Origin of the sequence: Natronorubrum aibiense (assembly GCF_009392895.1) — an archaeon.
Lineage (GTDB): Archaea > Halobacteriota > Halobacteria > Halobacteriales > Natrialbaceae > Natronorubrum > Natronorubrum aibiense.
Genome location: NZ_CP045489.1, coordinates 117018 through 135789 on the forward strand (window position 1 = coordinate 117018; position 18772 = coordinate 135789).

General features: G+C 51.4%; 15 protein-coding genes and 4 pseudogenes. 9 read left to right on the forward strand and 10 right to left on the reverse strand.

The genetic code is table 11. The features are described from left to right. Positions 1 to 6 precede the first annotated feature (6 nt). Positions 7 to 2622, forward strand: a complete 2616-nt coding sequence (locus GCU68_RS17040) for a DUF262 domain-containing protein (RefSeq protein ID WP_152943817.1) — start codon at positions 7 to 9, stop codon at positions 2620 to 2622. A gap of 162 nt (positions 2623 to 2784) precedes the next feature. On the opposite strand, the gene GCU68_RS17045 is transcribed toward GCU68_RS17040, so the two are convergent. Beyond that, positions 2785 to 3807, reverse strand: a complete 1023-nt coding sequence (locus tag GCU68_RS17045; RefSeq protein ID WP_152943818.1) for an HNH endonuclease — start codon at positions 3805 to 3807, stop codon at positions 2785 to 2787. A 415-nt stretch (positions 3808 to 4222) separates the two neighbouring features. Between GCU68_RS17045 and GCU68_RS17055 the strand changes: the two are divergent. After that, positions 4223 to 4547 (forward strand): annotated as a pseudogene (locus tag GCU68_RS17055) (hypothetical protein). A 293-nt stretch (positions 4548 to 4840) separates the two neighbouring features. Here the strand turns inward: GCU68_RS17055 and GCU68_RS17065 are convergent. From GCU68_RS17065 to GCU68_RS17075, 3 genes and pseudogenes are all read right to left on the reverse strand, one after another. Further along, positions 4841 to 5452: a RipA family octameric membrane protein gene (locus GCU68_RS17065; protein ID WP_152943820.1), complete on the reverse strand. Its 612-nt coding sequence runs from the start codon at positions 5450 to 5452 to the stop codon at positions 4841 to 4843. After that, the gene (locus GCU68_RS21710) at positions 5445 to 6395 is read right to left on the reverse strand and encodes a TIR domain-containing protein (RefSeq protein WP_227015028.1); all 951 of its coding nucleotides are present in this window, start codon (positions 6393 to 6395) and stop codon (positions 5445 to 5447) included. The genes GCU68_RS17065 and GCU68_RS21710 overlap by 8 nt, the downstream gene beginning before the upstream one ends. Positions 6396 to 6564: 169 nt before the next feature. Beyond that, a pseudogene (locus tag GCU68_RS17075) lies at positions 6565 to 6886 on the reverse strand (hypothetical protein). A 190-nt stretch (positions 6887 to 7076) separates the two neighbouring features. On the opposite strand from GCU68_RS17075, the pseudogene GCU68_RS17080 reads away from it, so the two are divergent. Continuing rightward, a pseudogene (locus GCU68_RS17080) lies at positions 7077 to 7325 on the forward strand (hypothetical protein); the annotation flags it as partial. 140 nt (positions 7326 to 7465) lie between these two features. Beyond that, the gene (locus GCU68_RS22135) at positions 7466 to 7732 is read left to right on the forward strand and encodes a HalOD1 output domain-containing protein (RefSeq protein WP_161991517.1); all 267 of its coding nucleotides are present in this window, start codon (positions 7466 to 7468) and stop codon (positions 7730 to 7732) included. A 531-nt stretch (positions 7733 to 8263) separates the two neighbouring features. Here the strand turns inward: GCU68_RS22135 and GCU68_RS17085 are convergent. Next, entirely contained in the window at positions 8264 to 9082 is an 819-nt protein-coding gene (locus GCU68_RS17085; RefSeq protein ID WP_152943821.1) for a S1 family peptidase, read from the reverse strand. Between the two features lie 609 nt (positions 9083 to 9691). On the opposite strand from GCU68_RS17085, the gene GCU68_RS17090 reads away from it, so the two are divergent. Further along, a complete protein-coding gene (locus tag GCU68_RS17090) occupies positions 9692 to 10195 on the forward strand; it encodes a hypothetical protein (protein ID WP_152943822.1) in 504 nt (167 codons plus the stop codon). A 503-nt stretch (positions 10196 to 10698) separates the two neighbouring features. Here GCU68_RS17090 and GCU68_RS17095 read toward each other — a convergent pair. Continuing rightward, positions 10699 to 11553: a hypothetical protein gene (locus tag GCU68_RS17095; RefSeq protein ID WP_152943823.1), complete on the reverse strand. Its 855-nt coding sequence runs from the start codon at positions 11551 to 11553 to the stop codon at positions 10699 to 10701. A gap of 431 nt (positions 11554 to 11984) precedes the next feature. Then, complete coding sequence (locus GCU68_RS17100; RefSeq protein ID WP_130501926.1) at positions 11985 to 12197, reverse strand: hypothetical protein; 213 nt, start codon at positions 12195 to 12197, stop codon at positions 11985 to 11987. A 217-nt stretch (positions 12198 to 12414) separates the two neighbouring features. Between GCU68_RS17100 and GCU68_RS17105 the strand changes: the two genes are divergently transcribed. The 3 genes from GCU68_RS17105 to GCU68_RS17115 all read left to right on the forward strand — a co-directional run bounded on the left by GCU68_RS17105 (position 12415) and on the right by GCU68_RS17115 (position 14500). After that, positions 12415 to 12720: a hypothetical protein gene (locus GCU68_RS17105; RefSeq protein WP_152943824.1), complete on the forward strand. Its 306-nt coding sequence runs from the start codon at positions 12415 to 12417 to the stop codon at positions 12718 to 12720. Beyond that, entirely contained in the window at positions 12717 to 13352 is a 636-nt protein-coding gene (locus GCU68_RS17110) for a hypothetical protein (RefSeq protein WP_152943825.1), read from the forward strand. The genes GCU68_RS17105 and GCU68_RS17110 overlap by 4 nt, the downstream gene beginning before the upstream one ends. 281 nt (positions 13353 to 13633) lie before the next feature. Beyond that, positions 13634 to 14500 (forward strand): hypothetical protein, encoded by an 867-nt coding sequence (locus GCU68_RS17115; protein ID WP_152943826.1) that lies wholly within the window; start codon positions 13634 to 13636, stop codon positions 14498 to 14500. Positions 14501 to 14970: 470 nt separating this feature from the next. Here GCU68_RS17115 and GCU68_RS17120 read toward each other — a convergent pair. Both GCU68_RS17120 and GCU68_RS17125 read right to left on the reverse strand, forming a co-directional pair. Continuing rightward, positions 14971 to 15252, reverse strand: a pseudogene (locus GCU68_RS17120) (ISH6 family transposase); the annotation flags it as partial. Positions 15253 to 15279: 27 nt separating this feature from the next. Next, positions 15280 to 16548 (reverse strand): saccharopine dehydrogenase family protein, encoded by a 1269-nt coding sequence (locus GCU68_RS17125; protein WP_152943827.1) that lies wholly within the window; start codon positions 16546 to 16548, stop codon positions 15280 to 15282. A 765-nt stretch (positions 16549 to 17313) separates the two neighbouring features. Here GCU68_RS17125 and GCU68_RS21080 point away from each other — a divergent pair. Then, entirely contained in the window at positions 17314 to 17685 is a 372-nt protein-coding gene (locus GCU68_RS21080; RefSeq protein WP_161991518.1) for a hypothetical protein, read from the forward strand. 25 nt (positions 17686 to 17710) lie between these two features. On the opposite strand, the gene GCU68_RS17130 is transcribed toward GCU68_RS21080, so the two are convergent. Next, positions 17711 to 18763, reverse strand: a complete 1053-nt coding sequence (locus GCU68_RS17130; protein ID WP_152943828.1) for an NAD(P)/FAD-dependent oxidoreductase — start codon at positions 18761 to 18763, stop codon at positions 17711 to 17713. Between the last annotated feature and the right edge of the window lie 9 nt (positions 18764 to 18772).

Here is an 18772-nt window from a genome sequence, read left to right on the forward strand (position 1 = left end):
GAAACCATGCCACCTGCGATTGCTAATAACATTCTCAGATTCACAGGGGAGGCAGAGGGAGACAACCAGATTCCTGCAGGCCATATAATTAGAGATGTCACTCATCGGGCTGTGAAAATTGAAAAGTACACACTTTCCACTTTCTTTGATAGCGACTTTCGGATTCCAGACTACCAGCGAGGATATGAGTGGGAAGAAGAAAACTGGAGTGATCTCTGGGGTGAAATTGAAGAGTTATTTGATGCTGATGAAAATGTTGCTGAGACACAAGTTGCAGATACTTTTTTCGGCTCAATGTTCTTTGCGGAGCGAGATGGGGAGGAAGTCGGAGAAGAGGAACTTGATGTTATTTTTGATATTATCGACGGTCAACAGCGGATAACGACGCTTACTATTCTATTCAAAATTATGGCTGATGAGTTGTACGCGTGTACAGAGGATGATACGGATCTAATGCGTGAATTCAGTAGCGAAGCAGCAGCGATTGAAAATCAGGTTTACCGAGACGTCTCTGCAGGAGTAGAAACGAAGCCATCTCTTATACCGAATCGGCATCACAAAGAATTTTTCAATTCTATGATGGGAGAGGAAGATGACCTACTCGAGTATCTCTTGACCTGCGATCGAGTACACGGGAATACTAAATATGACGCAATCAGGATTAAGAACTATCTCGATATATTCGGTATCTCCAAAGAATCCTACCTGTCTGCACTCGATGATCCAGATTATTACGATGACTTAGACGACGAAACACTAAGACCAAATCTAACATCAAACCAATTATCGAAGGTAAAATCCCGCCAAGAAGAGGCAGAAGAGGAAGTGGAAAAACCGATTATCGATCCCGATTCTGATTTAGGTCGGTCGCTGCTCTCCAATAAGGTAGAAATCAGTGATTCTAATCAGAACCTTATGGAGGCATATGAATACTTTGAAGACGAACTAACAAGCCGGTTATCGGATTATTCGTCAACTCAGAAGGCATACGCAATCGTAAACATCAAAAACTACATTCTTCATAGCTTTGAGGTTGGGTACTTCGAGGTACAGAACGACCAGCCGAGACTCCTAATGCGGATCTTCGAAATTCTGAATGACCGAGGGATGGAGTTGAAGAAGGCAGATGTTATGCGGACGCGAATCGTCGCCTGTTTCCGCGGCAGCAATAATAGAGATGAATACGTCGAGAAATGGGAAAATATCGTTTCTCAATTTGGGAATGAGCGGATTATCGAGTTTCTGCGAACTTACTTCGTGGTAAAAGGAGAGGCCAGTTCAAGAGGTGAGTTGAAAGACCATCTACTGGAAGCGTTCGTTCGTGACCCCGAAGACAACTCTGAGGCTAAGCTCGATAGTCGACTTACTAGTGTCGATGATGCGGAAACTTTCATAGATGAACTCGAAGAATATGCTAGCTATTACAAAGATATCACAGACGTCAATAATCGTGGGATAGGTTTGGGTGAGGATGGAGACGAACAAATTGAACAGAAATCTAACCGGATTATTACACGTCTTTACAATGCTGACACCAGTATCTGGGAACCACTTGTCGTTGGTGTCTATTATGACATTGACAATGGGAATACTGGGCAGCAACATCTGTTGGAAGAGTTGTTAGAAGCGATTGAGTCAATGGCGATTCGGAAGTTCGCAACGATGGATACACACACGAGAGATCGTGCATACGCGAATGCCATTGGTGAATATCAGGAGAATGGACTAGAGGGAGACATCATTCAGAAGTTAACAGATATCGAGTCGGACGATCCAAGTGCAGTTGGTGCTAATTTAGTCGAAGCCCTTTGCCAGTCGGATTGGCGGACCCAATGGGGCAAACAGGTGCTTCGAAAGATAGTATCCGCGAATTTTGCTGATGAAGAGGAGAAGCAACTGATCCTCCGCAGACTCAATATAAATGACGATATCGTTCATCTAGAACATGTTTTCCCACGAACACCAATCCGCTCAAATAGTGATGATGAATATGCTTGGTTCAAATACTTCTTCCGGACTGAGGAGGAAAATAGAGAACTCCAAGAGATGATATCCAGTTTCATCGAGGACGAAAAAGATGAGATCTTGGAAGAAATTGCAGCCAAGTATGAACGTGATTTGGGCAATCTCACTCTTCTTCGCTCACAGGAGAATCTCAGTATCGGTAATAAACTGTTTGACATTAAGGCACGAGAGTATTTAGGAACAGATGGATTTTGCGACCTCAGAACAAGTGAATATATATGTGGGGATATTTTCTCCGGAAAAACTGATATGATTGAGAGGTGTTTAAAACTCAATCAGATAGACCTGGATGATAGTGAAGCAGACTGGGTTGAAGTTGCCGAAGATATACAAGTAGAGGCCGATACTAAAACAGATCTTAAAGAAGAAATCGACCAGGAGTTAGAAGAATTAGAGGAAGAACTGGAGGACTTACGCAGTGATTGGACTTACGAGGCTGTCACAGCAAACCGGACTCATCTCGTAAAAGAAATCTGTGAATTGATCGCGTTCGATGACGATGAATTTGCTGGAGTAGATTTCGACGATATTTCAGTACAAGAAACAGGGACGAAAAACGACATTATTGAAGCGAATTACCGACGGCAATTGAGTTGAATAAGGACTGTATTCCAAAATAAACACGAGCAGTCAATCAAAATAGAGGAGTGAAAGAATAGGCTTTCACAACCTAATACCTCCAAGAGATATAGAGCCATTTTATTGGCGCCATTTTATTGGACAGACCACTTATCACCGATTGAGAACTAAGAGATTCTTCTACACTTTCTCAAACCCGTGCAGTCTCCGATGTTCACGGATGAAGATTTGATGCGGATGATGGTTCGATTCTTGTGGGAGATAGAGGGAATATCCATTGTAACTCGCAAGCTCATCATATGTTTCGGTGCTTGGTTCAGTACGGACGATCACCTCGAGATCGTCGTTAGTCGAAATCCAACCGGTATCGAAGGGCCAGTGATGGAATTTACAAAGTGCCAGTCTATTTCGGACATCGTCACTTCCATCTTCACTCTTCGGATAGATGTGAGCTGCCTTGACCTCGGGATTACCAGCAGGTGATTTCCGTTGCGCTCCGCAGACGGCGCACGTCTCATCATATGCGTCCAGAACTGCACGTCGAAATGCCGAAGAACGGATCCGGCGTTCTGTCTCCGTGTATTCTGTCGTAGATTCAGTCAGTTCCGGTGGAGCCTGTTCTGTGAGGAGGTTCTCAGTTTCTTTGCTGATCTCTTCCGGTGCTTTTCCCGTCTCGTTCTTAGCATGCTGTCGAAGGGCTTCGGTGAGGCTGCCGTACTTATCCACTAGCCGTCCTTTTCGATTTTCAGTGAGGCGAGTAAAGCTCTGAGGATAGAACGCCTTCCAACCGATATTGCCATGTAGAGCCTCTGAAGGAATATCGACGCGTTCGACATCAGTGAGATAGAAGATGTACGGCCACTCTTCGTCCAGATCCTCCACACGTCGACCTTCATCGTACGATGTCCACAGTTTCTCAGCAAGTGAATTGTTCTCTTGCTTCGACAGAACCGTTGCAGCGTGAGTGTAACTCTTCCTCTTCGTATAGAATAGGACTCGATCGCCAGGTTCCATCTTTTCCCAGTGTGACTGATTACCGCTCACAACTCCCCAGACAGAGACTTTGTCTAAATCGAAATCTGGGATTTCAGTGTATTCAGATGGATCAACACCATCCAAGATCGTCTCCTGAAAATGCCGATACGTACCTGTCTTCTGCTCTCTGCTACAGGGAGCGAGGAAGATATTGGCGATATCAGTCATACTGAACAGTCTGTTTCTCTTATGATAATTATCTCTCGATATCGACAGACCTCTTGGAGATAACAGTTTGCCCTGGTAACGAAAAAGAGGATCTTACGTGGTGGAATTCACACTTCCGCCTCCGCGTCTGGGAAGTCATTTGGATCGATCAACGATACCTCCGATGTAGCATCGTCTGTCTGCGTTATTCGCATGGGGTGGCTCTTCACGTTACCATCCTCGCCAACACAACCGAGTGCCCGAACCTCGCTCTTCGGGAGCACAACACCGCCCGACGTACGACCAACTTGTACCAACTGATGGATCGGCATGACTACGTTTTAAACTGGTCCTGAATCTGTTTAAAACTGGTCTAAAAAGTATGAAACTATGATATTCTCGACCGCTATCACTCGTACGAGAGTCCCATCCGAGTATGGGTGCAGACAACCCGCCACCGACTGATGAGAAAGACTCTCGACGACGTTTACCAGGACCGGAATCTCCTCGTGATCGCCTTCGCGAGGGCGATGCGACTCACCTGCGGACCGGACACCGCGGGCTGGTACCGTCACGACGACTGGCCGGTCATCTGGGTTGACACGCCAGCGGGCCAGAAATCGTGGCCTGTCACGCCCGACCTCGAGGATGTCCTCGAGCGCTCACCACTCGACAACAGTGAGCTGATCGGCGGTTATGACGGCCACTCGCGGATGCTCAAGAACTGTCGGCTCGCCCGCTATATTACCCGATCTTACTGATGACGGAGCCAATCGAGTTCGGATCGAAAGCAGCGGCTGACAGTTTCCGCGACGAGTACGCCGACCACCTCGCAGTGACGACGATCGCCGGCTCAAGACCGTCGCGATCTCCTCGAGTGCTCCCGACCACGTCCTCGAAACAGCGACTATCGAGGCCGCCACAGCTGGCTTCGTTCGGAGCGGCTGTGGCGTCCGGACCAAGCTGACCGACCACGAACGGAAGTTATCGACTTCTCCTGAACGTCGGTGCTCCACGTCAGAAGCGCGAAGGGGTTGAGAAACGATTTCAGTCCCTATACCATTATAGTATACACTATCAAGCCGCCCGCGTACATCGTAAGAAGAACGTACAGGAGTGCCAGAAGTGCGGCAATAGTCTTCTCTACTGTCGTTTGCTCGTAGTACTGGACATCGTCGGTGTTACGTGCGATATCCCAAAGAACCTCTCCGAGCATTTTGATTCGAGGAAATCGGGTGTGATTTGCTTCGGTCGCTCCGGTCGGTCCTAACTTCTCCCACTCCTGTTGATATACTGGATACGCAAGGTCTGATTCCATCTCGTGGAGGATCTCGTATTTCGCCTGGTTCAGTCGACGATGAGAATCTACTGTTTGATACCAGAGTCCACAGAGACAGACGCCAAGCAGACCTACTGCAACCAAACCGATCTGCTGGGCACGCGAAAGCGGTCCTTGGGCGATAAACGTGATTATGACCAAAATCCCCGAGAGGAGTGAGACGTAAAACCGATTCGTCTGAAGTCTTCGGTCGGACACAGCCATGGCACTCCCTGCGTAGTGTGTGTACTGATCGATGAGCGTCTCATCGCGTGTAGGGCGGGAATCGTCAGATGTCGTCTTTGAGCCTGATACAGGCTCTTGTCCGGTCGCGCCTTCCTTAGCCATGTTTCGCAATCGCGTTCACGATAGACCGCTGACGCCAACCAACGATCTCGTCCGCAGCCGCCCTTACCGACGCAGGGAGCCGCTCATTCCCATTCGGCTGCACTCCTATAACGGGCTTCTGAAAGTGTTTTGCCATCTCGATTTCCTCTTCGATCCATTCACTGTATGAGACATACATCCCAGCAATAACGACGACGACATTCGCCTGCCGAACCTGCTGGTATAGTTGTTGCCGAAGATCATTCGTATCCTCGAACTCCAGCGGGTCGTCCTCTGGAACGCTGAAGTTCTGCCAGTCAAGCCGGTCTTCATCATCGAGGAACTTCTCGATTCGTTCGCGCTGTTCAGAATATTTCCATGAATGACTCACGAACACCCGATATGGCCGATTTTCGAGGGACAGCCGAGGCTGAGCCGGTGAATCGGTGTCGTCGGTCGTAGAACCAGCTGAGACTAGGCTACCGAGTCCCTGAGCTCCCTCGTATGATAGATACCCGGCGACTGCAGCAGCAATGATTAGTTCTGGCGCGTCGTTCCAGAGGTATCGAAGTGGGTCGTCGTGTGGATCATGCTCGACTCGCCCCCCCTTCCAGTCAGCATACCCGGCAAGAAGGTTTTTACCAAGGTCGGCGAGGTTAGGGGATTGCTCGTCGCCAGTCGGCACGGTGGTTGGCTCAGTGCCATCTAGAACACTGTCTCTAGTACCATTGCTGACTAGCTCGGAGAACGGATCATTGTCATCTCGTCCATTCACGAGAGAGTTCACATTGAAACTGCCTGTGGGGCTCTGTACCTCGACTGTCGGGACGCGGGTGACGTGGTCGTTTTCGTTGGGCGTCACAACCGATATGTCGTGATTTGAGTATTTAACTATAAGGGGACTTATCGCATTTTTCTTGTGGTGGCTGAGAGTGTCATAGAAGAGTTCACACACCTGCCGCATAGCGATCTCTGTTAAGAGTAGCACCAGGTTTGGACACTATTTTCCGCAGTCAACCAGCTGATTACTCACCTCACACCGACCATGTCAAATGTTCTATGACACCCTCTCTAGCTTATCCTATGTCTGCCATTAGAAATGCTATCACTGATGAACGTTTGGGGGAATCTGCCTACTCGTCAGCGTTCACTGGGCCTTTGTATTGAGACCGCACCTTCTCTCCATCCCGCCACTGCCAGTAGTAGCGATTGTCGTTGATCTCTTTGACCGTGATCGTGGCCTTTGACGGAACGTCGTCCGGGAGGTCGTCAGGTCGTTCCTCGCTCTTGTCCTCATCCGATTCTTCGGCAAGGCGGGGACTCTCGTTCTTTGTGTTCAGCCAACTCTTCGGCGTAGCGGGCAGCGTGTCGGAGGCATTCTGGACCGCACTCATTGAGGGTGTCAACCAGATCCGTCGGGAGGTCTGCTGGTGGGGTCGGTGGCTCGTAGGACATCGGCTGTCACCTCGTGTTAACCAACACGGTAGCCGAATCCATGATCGTGTTGGTTAATCTATTATCCACTCGGTGAGTGATCATGATGAGTAACCAGCAGCCTTTGTCAGACCTCGAGGTCCGCGACGCACTCCAGTTGGTGCCGGCGGCTGGACTCGACGAAGCGAAACACGAGACGGTCACAGACATGTCGACGATGCACAAACACGCCAACGGCCAACCCAGTAACTGGACGGTCTACCGAAAGTACCACAAAAAACTCCGGCGACATGACGGCTGGTACGGTTTTGTCGTCTACTGACCACATGGGCGATCGGGACTGACAACCCTCCAGGACAAGATGGCTCGCTCGAGCGGTTTACCATTGCTCCGGTGGCATGGAGGTGGTGATCACCGCGGGACCGAACAGGCGAAAATACCGATCAATACTATCTTCTGAATAAGCAATTCTATTTCGCGTTAATCACTGATTTCCTATAATGATAGATTTCTTCATGAAAACTGTTCATACCCGGTTGTCTGACGCACGTCATTAGAGAAACATCTGGTTTTATATGTTGGTTTCTGGCAACGGTGATTGTGCAGACTATTCAATCACTTAGTCTGAAGATTGTAGAGAAAATCGCCAAACGTGAAGGAGTTCAACCGGTAGAACTCAAACCACCAATTCACTACGCGATTGACACGGACGCACTTGACTCGCTCTATCAATCGAGTGACTCTGAGAAGGGTCCGTCCAAAGTTGAATTCCGATACAAAGGCTATACAGTAACAGTCGATAGGGTAGGTGATGTGGATGTCGAGAAACACGCAGCGGCCTTGGAACCTAATAAAACAGTAGCGTGAGTCGCTCTGCGTCTTAGGACTGAATTTTGATCTATTACTAGTCGATATCAACGACTGCCTCAGTGGTAACCTTGAGAGTCATTACTCGCGTCAATAACGTCTCGACGATCTCCCGACACTGCTCGAGCATTGAGGTCGTCGCTCTCGAGAATCTAGCGGGACGACGGTTCTGGTACAACGCGTACCTGAGGGCGACCAAACAGCTTACAGAACGAATCGACGAAGTGATCGGGTATCAGGGAAGCGCGAGTGCGGCTGCCGTCGAGAAAAACTACCCAGCGAAGACCGCCGCCGTGACATCATGCGAGAGAACCTCAGTAATCCCTTCGATGAGATAGACTAGCGTCCAGCCTAGGAGTGTCGCCAAGGCGACAGCGCCAAAAAATTACAACGCCCCACCCCCACCTCCGCACAGCAGATCTCCAGTTGAAGCACACGAAATGGGGGTCCTTCGGTCTACTAACTCTGTATTAGAAAAACCAGATGTAGTCCATGCGCTATTGTTGTATACTGTTATTCTTCAGTCTCGTTTTAGTTGATAAGACGGCATATTAGTTCCGGGTACCAACCAATATTCAACTCATATTTTGTCGGTGGATTAGACTCCTCACAGTCAGATGAATCCCCTTTTGACTGAAATTCGTCTAATCCGCTTCCATAGAACGTAGCCGAATGTATACCCAGTAATAGTACCGACTTTTGGCGATTTGCAGGGACTCCATCACCGCCTGTTACAGGATCAAGACCTGACATTACAATTGGACTTCCACTTGTACCTGGATGCATTCGTGCATCTGTTAGAAAATAGGGACTTCCATTAAATAGAGTACCATATGCGCTTGCAATGACGGCATTTCGTCGAATTGGATACCAAGTTGATTTATCGACAAGATCGCCAGGGTAGCCGACAATATGAACATCATTACTTATCAAATAGTTCTTATGGACAATACACTCTGGAGTGAACGCAATACTCCCCGATTGATGAGATTTATCTTCTAAATCATCTATCGTGCTTAATTTGGGGTGGATCGGAAGGACTGCGATATCTATTTCTTCGCCATTGGGACCGGTATCAAACTGAAACCATTTCCGTTCACCATTCTCGTATAGTGATATTGTATGTGAGTTGCTATTTCTGAAATTGGATCTATCCCGTAATCGTATTCCAATTTCCGTAGGTTTATTTTCTAATTCAGGACATAATACATGCTTATTAGTTACTAAATAGGTATGGCCATTTTGATTGAAGAAAAAACCACTGCCTCCGCCATTGGCATCGATATAACGAATTGGCGTTGTGGTAAGGTACTCTATGCTTATCGGCGGCTTTTCAAAATCAAGTCTCATTGTACAAGAGATACTATTCCAGACATATAGCTTTTAACTGGAGCAAAATCAACGACATCGGTATTTGGTCCTGCTACAAAAGAACTCCAATTCGGGCGCCTATGCCGCTGGGGCGGCGGGGTAAAACGGCCGGGGGCATATCGCCCCCGGCCTACCGCACGAATCCGGATTAGGCTGTAGAACATTTGTTCGCTGTCCAAACGGGGAGTAGAGACGGTCGGACAGGTGGCAGGTTACGCTGCCAGATTGACGTAGGTCTCTCCTGAAAATAGCCCATGATTCACGCGTTAGCTCTCAACTATCCAACATTCACCCTAGTGAAAGTGAAAGAGGCAGCTCTGGAGTGTTTCCAAGGGGACAGCACAAAAAATTACAGCGCTCCACCCCCGCCTCCGCACTGTGGATCTCCAGTCGAAGCAATCGAAACGCACCCTATGCCGGAATCTTTTCAAATATGTAAATAGATGTGAATCATATCATGGGGGGGGGCAAGAGGACCAGATTTTCGATCATCCGGTACGGAAGAAACAGGAGCAACTAAATGAGTTGTTTGGAGATGGAACACTCCTATCCTTCCGGAACGAATGTTGCGACATCTACGAACGGCATATGGATAACTCAGATGCCACGTCAGAAGACAAGCGTCAATGGACAATCGCCGGGCGTTACGGCCTAGACGAGACGCGAAATCTCTATATTTCGATTGACAGGGGACTTAACGTCATCAATATCGCCAATATCTTTGTTTCAGGATGGATTGTGATGGGATTTGTTCAATTTTTTCAATGGATTGGAGTCCCTTCGATGACAGACTATATTATCTCAATAACACTTGGGTTATTGTTCTACTCACTTGATGCAGGCCTATTGATTGCAAAAGCACTTGTGACAGAGATATCATATTCAAAAAGTGATTTCTCTCCGCGTTTGCCTCCAGAGAAGTTGTATTTTATGGCATCGTGGAATAAAGCAGTAACTCAATCAAACACTACATTAATTGGTCTCGTTATTTATGGTCTGATAACCTCCCCAGGCTCAATGAGTTACGAAATCGGCTTAGATTTTGTCGAAAGATGGGTCAAATGGCGGTATGCTCCTAAGGGGACAGGGTAATTGCGCGGCGCGCAGAGCGCGCGTCGCGCTAGGAAAATGGACTGGCCGATACTGGAATCATAGAGGCCCTATCTACTGGTAGCCTGAGACTGGGACCTCAATAATCCTTCTTGTCGAGTTCACTTAGGAGGCCGCTCTGACGGCCAGTAGTCTTAATGACCCTTGCTTGAATGATCCGCACGACAGGGGAGGAGTACTGTCGTTGCCGATAGATTCCGTTCGATCGAGACATCCAGCCGCTACTGATCGGAGATCGTTCTAGCGTCGCCCTATATAGTCGACACAGATCTTCGATTCACACCCATTCGATTGATACACCACCATCTGATGGGGAGCTCTGACGCCGGCTCACCCCCGGCGGCTTCTAAAGAATCGATTAGCTATCGCTGTATATCGCTAAGATGATAGCGTTAAAAATACAGCGCTCCTTTTCCGCCTCCGCGTAGCAGAAATCCAGTTCAGCTACCCGAAACGAAGGGGCGGAATCTCTTCCGATTATACCGTCATTCTTTCGGCACACCATTTTCACTGCCAGTCTCTATGGTATCGCCTTTTCCTTTGATTATCCCTTCATCCAATACCTCCGTATCATCTTCTTCAGTATTTCTGAAAAAATTCAGAATATCCTTAATCCAGAGACCGATCACTAAGCCAGTCATTATGTTGGTCATGTGAATCAATGTATCCTCTTCTGGTGCTTCAGTATTATCTGCCTCAGTGTTTCCGAAGATCTTTGAAAGATCCTCGATCCAGAAACTGATCACTAAGCCAGCTGTTATACCGGGAATGTAAATAAATATATCATATTCTGGAACTGGATAGTTGGATAGAAAGTATATTATTGTTGATATCAATGGAACTGTTATAAATAGGGGGATTATTTTATGTAACTTTCCAGAGAGATATTTTTTAATCGCTTCATATATTAACACAGCGCCAGCACCAACAATCGCGGTTGTTACAATTTCAAGTTGATTTTGACCAGGAGACGTAGCTGAGTTTGTTATTATATCAACGAAAATTAAGTAGAATCGCGGATTTGAAAAGAGAAAAATAGATGAAATGCCAATAGATATGTATAATTTGATAACTGTTGGATTGGTATCCCTAACCGAAGTCTTATTAGATAGCCAATTTGTCCAGAGAAAATGAGATAAGATATATCCTCCAAGTAAACTTAAGGACAATGGTCGGAGCAGATTATAGGAAAGATAGAGCCAAACATTCCGCGTTGTTCCCGCGTATGTGGTTAGAACAGTATAATAGAAAGCTAATATTACTAAGAATACACCAGAGAGAGGGAGAAAACCCTTCCTGGCTATTATACTCATCCAACTTATGAATGCATTCTGTTTCATGAATATCATTAGGTATGCTTGATAGTATATTGACTTCGTTTTAGTTAGAATCAAAAACCAACTATAATACGAATATGGGACCTTTCTTTCTTACAGTTGATCTCCCCTCTCGGGGTTGCACGTTGTCAGAATCCGATTCCCGAATATGCACACGAGCCGTGACTCGTCGTGTGCACGTCGTCAATTTAGGGATTCCAAAGTAAACGACCTGTCTGTGCCTCTTTAGGCGATCTGCCTACGTATCGATGTTGATCTCACTTGAAAAAGCTGGGTTCGTGTGTACGAATCGTCTCAGAGCTGCTGCTGAGGGTGACCAATCTCAGTACCGAACATATCAATGTCCGATCGGCGACTAGGGGAGTGCGGCGAGTGCGTCGCGAACCTGGGCAAGCGGCTGTTCGCGAACCTTGAGATCCGACAATGGCTGCTGGTTACTCATCGTGATCTCGCTCCTCGCAGGTGACATCGCGAAGCTCCTCAAGCAGCTCCGGGTGGTGTTCCTCGAGGACTTCGATATCCTTCGACAATTCCTCATCGATGCGCCGGCGAACACGAGATGTCGCCTGGTAGCGTCGCTGGTCTCCGTGCTCGCCGGCGATCTGCTCTCGCTCAGTCTCCGTGAGGAGCGCCCGAGTCTTCGACATACGACCCCGTTCGGCTGTGCTGGTTGTAATGTTTGCTCACCTCTGCCCGGGCAATACTTAGCGTATATTCTAGTAATTATCGAATAAGCTAATGTTAGAACAAATGCTAATCTTTATTTGGTTAGCAAATGTACTAAGTTCTGTGAAGCACGGGGTGGCCGGGAGAAACTCTCGGCCCGGTGTTGGAGCACCGGACCTGTGCTTCTGGAGAGAAGCAATGAGTGTTCAATCGCGAACCCACGAAACGGTTTCGGAAGTACAGACTACCGACCCACGCGCGGACTACATCCCCATCGGCATCGACAACGAGGGTGCACACCACGTCTACCGGACGACCGACGAGTCCGTTCACGTTATCGAGAACGGCGAGCGCGCCTTCCGCTACGACCTCGAGGACGTCGAGAAGACGATCGACGACTGGATCGACTACATCACCGACCGTCGCGGCGGTTTCGAAGTGCAGTACCTGTTCAAGACGATGGCTGACGCGATCGTCGGCGCTGTCGAGGTGGGCGACCAATGACGTTCGTCAACGATCACGAAGCTGTCCTAAAGCGTGCCGAGCAACTCGAGCGCAAAGGTGCTCGCGAGATGCGCCTGCAAGCGGAGGTCCGCGCCGTCGCCGGCTACGAACCGGGCGGCATCGAAGCGACCGACGGCTCGGAGATCATTATCGCCGGCGACGATACCCGAGCCCACACTCTCGAGACCGAGGACGGAATTCTTCTCGTCGATGCCGATGACGACCCACGTATCGCAACCGACGGCGGCTGTGACCAGTCCACCGAAACGGCCGTCGAATTTGTCTTCGAATATACGTCGATCACCGGCCGCCGTCGACGTGTGACGATCGTCCCCGATACCGGTGGTGAAGCCTGGCGGATCGAACACGAACGCCGTGCTGGCGAGTGGCGAGAAACTGGCCGTGAACCGATTACCGAGTTCGACCTCCACGTACGAGAACAACTCGAGGAACACGACGCCCGTGAGATCGACCCAGATCCACGGAGACAGTCTGCTATTCCCGATGGCGGCAACGTCTGTGAGTCGTTTCTTACTGCCCAGGACCACTACTGCGATATTTGCTCGAGGCCGTTCGACTCGATCGACGACCTCGCGAACCATGACTGTCGACGTCACCCCGAGAGTGGCTAACTCAGTCAGCACACCACTTCGGGATCGCGTTGACCATCCAGTTCAGTAGATCACGACCGCTCCTCGTCGATCAAGATGAGGTGCCCACCCCCAGTCCCCGATCGATCCGACACCGGCCGTCCCGATCACAGAGACCTGACGGCGACGTTGGGGGTGACCCACTGTGGATCCTCGAGGCGGCTCTCGAGTCTTCGGTCTACTGCTCTCAGCAGCGTTCCCAACTCTGATCACCAGCCAGCGCCAGCTCTGTCGACCAAACTACCACCGAACCCAGACATCACATGAGCACGAACCCAGACCGTCTCGCACCGACTGCACAGACGATCCAAACACTCGCCGACGAACTCGAGGCACTTCGCGAGCGCGTCGAGACCCTCGAGTCCGAACTCACCCGAAAAGACGAGTGCATTGCGAACCTCGAGACTACCCTCGAGGAGACCCGACTGGAAAACGAACACCTTGAGGAACGCCTCGAGGCCCTCGAAGAAACCCAGACGCCAATCGAGGCACGCCTGGACGCCCACGAGAAGAAACTCAACGCGAACAAAGACCGCGTCGGCGAACTCCAGGCACGCGAACTCGAGAAAGGTGCGCATCTCCTCGAGGATCACGTCGACGAAGGTGAGATCGACGTCGTGGATGGCCGCCTCGAACGCATCCGCAAAGACGACGGGCAACGCTACTTCCGACTCCCCGAGAGCGAGGATCCACTCGAGCGTGGTGGAGACGTTGCTCACTCACACGCGGACCTGCTCCCGATTCAACAACTCGCGAAGATGGATGAGGATATGCTCCGTGCAACGACGTCCTCACTACCGTCACGGCTTGCTGCGAAGCTCTGGAAGGCGCGTATCGATTTGAACGTCGGTGACAACCCGTGGCGGAAAGGGAGCGCTGGCGTTCGCGAGTACGTCAGTGCTGGCGATCTGAAACACTGGATCCGTCGCCAAGAGACGGGCGTCAGTGATTCCTATGCGAAGAAGTTGGTCTCTCGGACGATCGACGCGTTACTCGAACTCTCGAAGAGCCGGTTAGCCGTAAAAAAGAGGCGACAACGAAAGAACGGCCTCGAGTACACCGAGCGCCGTGTTCTGTTGATGGACGACGCCGACATTCCCGGAGAGAGCCTCGAGTCCGGAGACACCTGACGTCCACACTCGAGGGTGTCTCTAGGCAATTCACAACCCTTGAGAAGGGCTACACTCTCCACGCCACACTGAAACCCTGCATGAAAGCGGCGGTTTGCCTAGTACGGCTACTTGTTTGTACGTCACTCGATCGGTCATCGTCGGTCTTCCTCGAGTGACCCTCCTGTGGAACTGTCTGAAGACGTCAACTGTCTCCGGAAACAACGTGACGAAGTTGAGCAAATCCAGAGGATGCGCTGAGAAGCCAGTGGTCGGGTGTCGAAGTCATTGTTTCCGTCGACTCCCAGAGTTTTGTCGGTTATTGCAGGTCGACGGAAACCGATTTGTGTGAGCGGCAAGTAACGGTTCCTATGGCCGGGTTTCCGGCATGGTTACAGACGAACCCTTGTGGGGTTGAAGCGACGTCTTGCGTCGGTGGGACAATCTCGAGGTTTCGAGTTACAGACGAACCCTTGTGGGGTTGAAGCAGTCTCGAGCGGACGGAAATAGGTCGGATCGTCGTCGGTAGCAGTAGTGTCTTTGACGTGGTGAAGGGTGAATTCGTGTTCTCCTGCGGTTGTCACAGCGGTTCGTGTGGAGGTTCCAGCGCGCTGGAAACGGCAGTCGCCGTTTCCGCGCGCGTGTTTCTCACCACAGTACGCCTTGACGAGGCGCTCGTCGAGGCTTCTGACGAACTCCTCGAGGATAGTGGCCTCAAGCTGAATCACTTACCGAGATTCAGCGAGCGTGGCGATGACGTCGCCCTCGCACATGGCATAGCTTCTGGTGAGCAACTCCCGTTATGCGGGCGGACGATCCCACACATCAACCTCCACATCCAGTCCCGCCTGCCGAAGCCTGTCAGCAAGTGGGTCACCGATACCTGACGCCGGCGTGAGAATCCCCCCTTCGAGCGGTGAGTCTGTCTGGTCGCGCACCAGGCACATCGCAGCTTCGCTGAGCATCCTCGCGGTCGCGCCGTACCCCGGATCCCAATCGGCGCTAATCTGACTCGCCACGACGAACGGGCCGTCAGTGGCGGTCCCACGGCCAAGTACACGGACGGTGAAATACCCGTTTTCGATCTGCTTTCTCGTCGGCCCTTCGCCTGGATCCGGGAACACGAATCGACGTAATCCTTCTCGTGTTGGTCCGAACGCCATCCCAGCAGTAGCGACCGTGATCCCCGCCCAGACAGCGTTTGCACGTGCCAGGCCGACGAGGCCGTCGCCCATGGGCAGCACTTCTGTACACTCGAACTCACGCCCCCACGGATACCTGAGCAGCGCGTTGCTGCGTCGAACGACCCGTTCGTTCACCATCGCCATCGGCGACGGAGCTGTCCACACCGATCGTAGTGGGTCCTTTTTCGGTACGGACTGTGCACCCGGATCAACGCCGTCGCGCTCACCTTTCGGTGCCAGCGAGTACGGGTTCCGAAGCGTCTGCCGGGCCAGCGGATCGGTCGACGCAGCGCGAAACACTTCGATTGCACTGGCCATCGTGCCACCGCTCACGCTACCGCGACTGTCTTCCAGGTAGATTTGTGCCATATCACACGGAGTCCCGAACTCGTCGATAGCGAACGATTGAACGAGTTTCGTACCGAGATCGGTGGGGATCGAGTCGAATCCACAGCTGTGGACGATTCGAGTGCCTGCCTCGACCGCGTCGTCGTGGTATCGGTCGATCATCTCCCGCACCCAGTTCACCTCTCCCGTCAGATCACAGTAGTCCGTTTCAGCGGCGATGCATGCCTCGACGAGTGGTGTGCCATACTTCGTGTACGGGCCGACCGTCGTACAAACGACACGCGTGTCTTCGGCGATGGCGCGAAGACTTTCAGGCTCGGTTGCGTCGCCGATGACGATCGGGATGTCATCCCACGCAGAACGCCGTTCTCTGAGTGCTGTTTCCAATTTGTGGAGTCGACTCTCGCTGCGACCGCCGAGTGCGAGCGAGAGCTGGTCTGGTGTGTACTGTGCAGTGAGATACTCGGCGACGAGGCGGCCAGCGACGCCGGTTGCCCCCCAGACGACGAGATCGTGCTGTCGGTCAGTGTTCGACACAGGTATCGATTGCAATTAGCGATCCATGGCCTCAACTCTTGGGTGACGGCCAGTGTCGTCACCCATCTCGAGCGCGAACACGAATTCGAGTTCATCCCCAAATCGCTGGCGACAACCATCGCCACCACCGAATCGGACGTCTGAGCCACGCTGGATATAGACCCACACGCCGAGGACGGGCGAGCCGACGGACGCTGACGTGGAAACCGCGGGGCAACGACCGTTCCTCGTGTGCTTACTGAATTATATCATTTCCAGTATTTACAGTATAACTACTATAGGGCACTGCTTCCGCTATTCGATATTGACCCCACTGTTTCCAGTTTATAGAAAGAATACTTGTTATACGGAGGGCTATCCTGACGAATTCGATCTCTGTGAAGAGCTTCACACCACTATTTCCAGTAAACGATCCTTTTTATAGGATACGGACACCACCGTTTCCAGTAAACTAGAATCGGAAGAGAGCGAGAGGATTTGGGCGAGAATGACGGAACACCCCCTCCCACTATTTCCAGTAAAACACCGCGCAAGAGAACCACTCTCGAAATGGAAAACTCTAAATTAGATAAAAGTTCATCATATTGCCGTTTGAGCTAGTCCATAGGAGAGCTATAGCACGGTTAGTATTGTTATCGATTCTGGTGAAACAAAATCTCCGAGACAACAGAGTCTCTCAATGGTCAGAATGCTCACCTAAATCCAGCCTTCGGACTCGGCTCCTCTCTTGTTGGTGGAGCCGATGCTGATGTAATTCTTGATGGCATGCTCGTCGATGTAAAGGTGACAGGGAGAGCAACGTTCAAGGCCGACTATTGGCGGCAACTCGTTGGCTACCTTGTCTTAGCGGACATACACAACGTATTCCTCGAAAGTGGAACATACGATCAGTTGGGAATAAGTGATGAGCCCGATATTCAGCCACTTCCTCAAATCGAAACTTTCGGTGTATACTTTGCACGTCATGGTGATTTCTCGACGATACCTGCTAGTATAGTGTACGAGGCAGATGGTTACACTGAGTTCAGATCTTGGTTCGTTGAGGCCGCGTTGGACTATAATCCGCGATTTGGCACGAAGTTCGGGGGCATATTTAGAACTATTTTTGACCTTCCTCAACACGGAACATCCAGTTGAGCGCGGTTGAGCAAGTCAGACACGGTCAGTACACGTAGTTCCAGAAGAGTGGGTAGCCCCTGGCGGCGATGGCTCGCAGAATCGCCGGCCACGTCCCGCAGTGGACGATCCCGTCCGCCGCGAACAGGGCGGTGGTCCGACCGAGGTAGACGATTCTCGGATGCCACCGCTCGTCGTACTCTTTCGGCGGCCGTTCCCGGAGGTCCCGCAGCACGTTCTTCGCGGCTCGTCTGGCTTCCAGCCCCGCCGAATAGCCGTCTGTGACCTTTCCGGGGTAGTCGACCACGTCTCCGACCGCGTAGGTGCCGTCGGCGTCCCGACAGCGGAGGTACTTGTCGACGAGCAGGCCGCACTCGTTCCGCGGGAGGTCGAAATTCTCGATCACCGGATTCGGCTCCACTCCGCCCGCCCAGACCGTCAGATCGCTTCGCTCGACGCGTTCCCCGTCCAACACGACGCCGTCGTCCGTCGTTTCTGTCGCGCGTGTCCCTGTCCGGACGTCGACGCCTCGTCGCCCTAATTCTCCTTCGGCGATGCGTCCCGCACGCTCCGGAAAATCGGCGAGCGGGTGCTCGCCTGACGTGATTAGCGAGACGTCGAGGTCGATCGTGAGCGACGCAAGCGTCGCCGCCGTCTCGACGCCGACCGGGCCACCACCGACGATGACGACATCGCGAACACTCCCGGAGTGTACTGCATGCTGAATCTCCCTGGCGTCTGTCCGAACGTCCGACACGCGACTGCGGTCGACGGCGTCGAGTCTGGTCACACCGCCGAGCGCGATCAGGAGGGTGTCATACTCTATCGACCCGCTCCGCAGGTCAACCCGCTTCTCAGCTGCGTCCAGCCACCGGACGTGATCCCGGACGACAGTGACATCTCTGTCGGCGAACGCGTCCCGTAGGTCAAGCGTCGCCCCATCGAACGGCATCCCCTTGATCACCCGGTAGAGCTGGAACGAGAATACATGGCGCTCCCGCTCGGAAACGACGACTACGTTCGTCTCGCTCGCGCGCTCCAGGTACGCCGCAGCGATCAAGCCCGCCTCTCCGCCGCCGAGGACGACTGTCCGTTTCATACGTGGTCG

What these genes read in the sequence shown, in the direction of transcription:
- GCU68_RS17100 (WP_130501926.1), bottom strand. Translation starts at nt 12,197, where the DNA reads ATGTCGAAGACTCGGGCGCTCCTCACGGAGACTGAGCGAGAGCAGATC.
- GCU68_RS17095 (WP_152943823.1), bottom strand. Translation starts at nt 11,553, where the DNA reads ATGAAACAGAATGCATTCATAAGTTGGATGAGTATAATAGCCAGGAAG.
- GCU68_RS17115 (WP_152943826.1), top strand. Translation starts at nt 13,634, where the DNA reads ATGAGCACGAACCCAGACCGTCTCGCACCGACTGCACAGACGATCCAA.
- GCU68_RS21710 (WP_227015028.1), bottom strand. Translation starts at nt 6,395, where the DNA reads ATGCGGCAGGTGTGTGAACTCTTCTATGACACTCTCAGCCACCACAAG.
- GCU68_RS17040 (WP_152943817.1), top strand. Translation starts at nt 7, where the DNA reads ATGCCACCTGCGATTGCTAATAACATTCTCAGATTCACAGGGGAGGCA.
- GCU68_RS17065 (WP_152943820.1), bottom strand. Translation starts at nt 5,452, where the DNA reads ATGGCTAAGGAAGGCGCGACCGGACAAGAGCCTGTATCAGGCTCAAAG.
- GCU68_RS21080 (WP_161991518.1), top strand. Translation starts at nt 17,314, where the DNA reads ATGCTCGTCGATGTAAAGGTGACAGGGAGAGCAACGTTCAAGGCCGAC.
- GCU68_RS17090 (WP_152943822.1), top strand. Translation starts at nt 9,692, where the DNA reads ATGGATAACTCAGATGCCACGTCAGAAGACAAGCGTCAATGGACAATC.
- GCU68_RS17085 (WP_152943821.1), bottom strand. Translation starts at nt 9,082, where the DNA reads ATGAGACTTGATTTTGAAAAGCCGCCGATAAGCATAGAGTACCTTACC.
- GCU68_RS17105 (WP_152943824.1), top strand. Translation starts at nt 12,415, where the DNA reads ATGAGTGTTCAATCGCGAACCCACGAAACGGTTTCGGAAGTACAGACT.
- GCU68_RS17045 (WP_152943818.1), bottom strand. Translation starts at nt 3,807, where the DNA reads ATGACTGATATCGCCAATATCTTCCTCGCTCCCTGTAGCAGAGAGCAG.
- GCU68_RS17110 (WP_152943825.1), top strand. Translation starts at nt 12,717, where the DNA reads ATGACGTTCGTCAACGATCACGAAGCTGTCCTAAAGCGTGCCGAGCAA.
- GCU68_RS17130 (WP_152943828.1), bottom strand. Translation starts at nt 18,763, where the DNA reads ATGAAACGGACAGTCGTCCTCGGCGGCGGAGAGGCGGGCTTGATCGCT.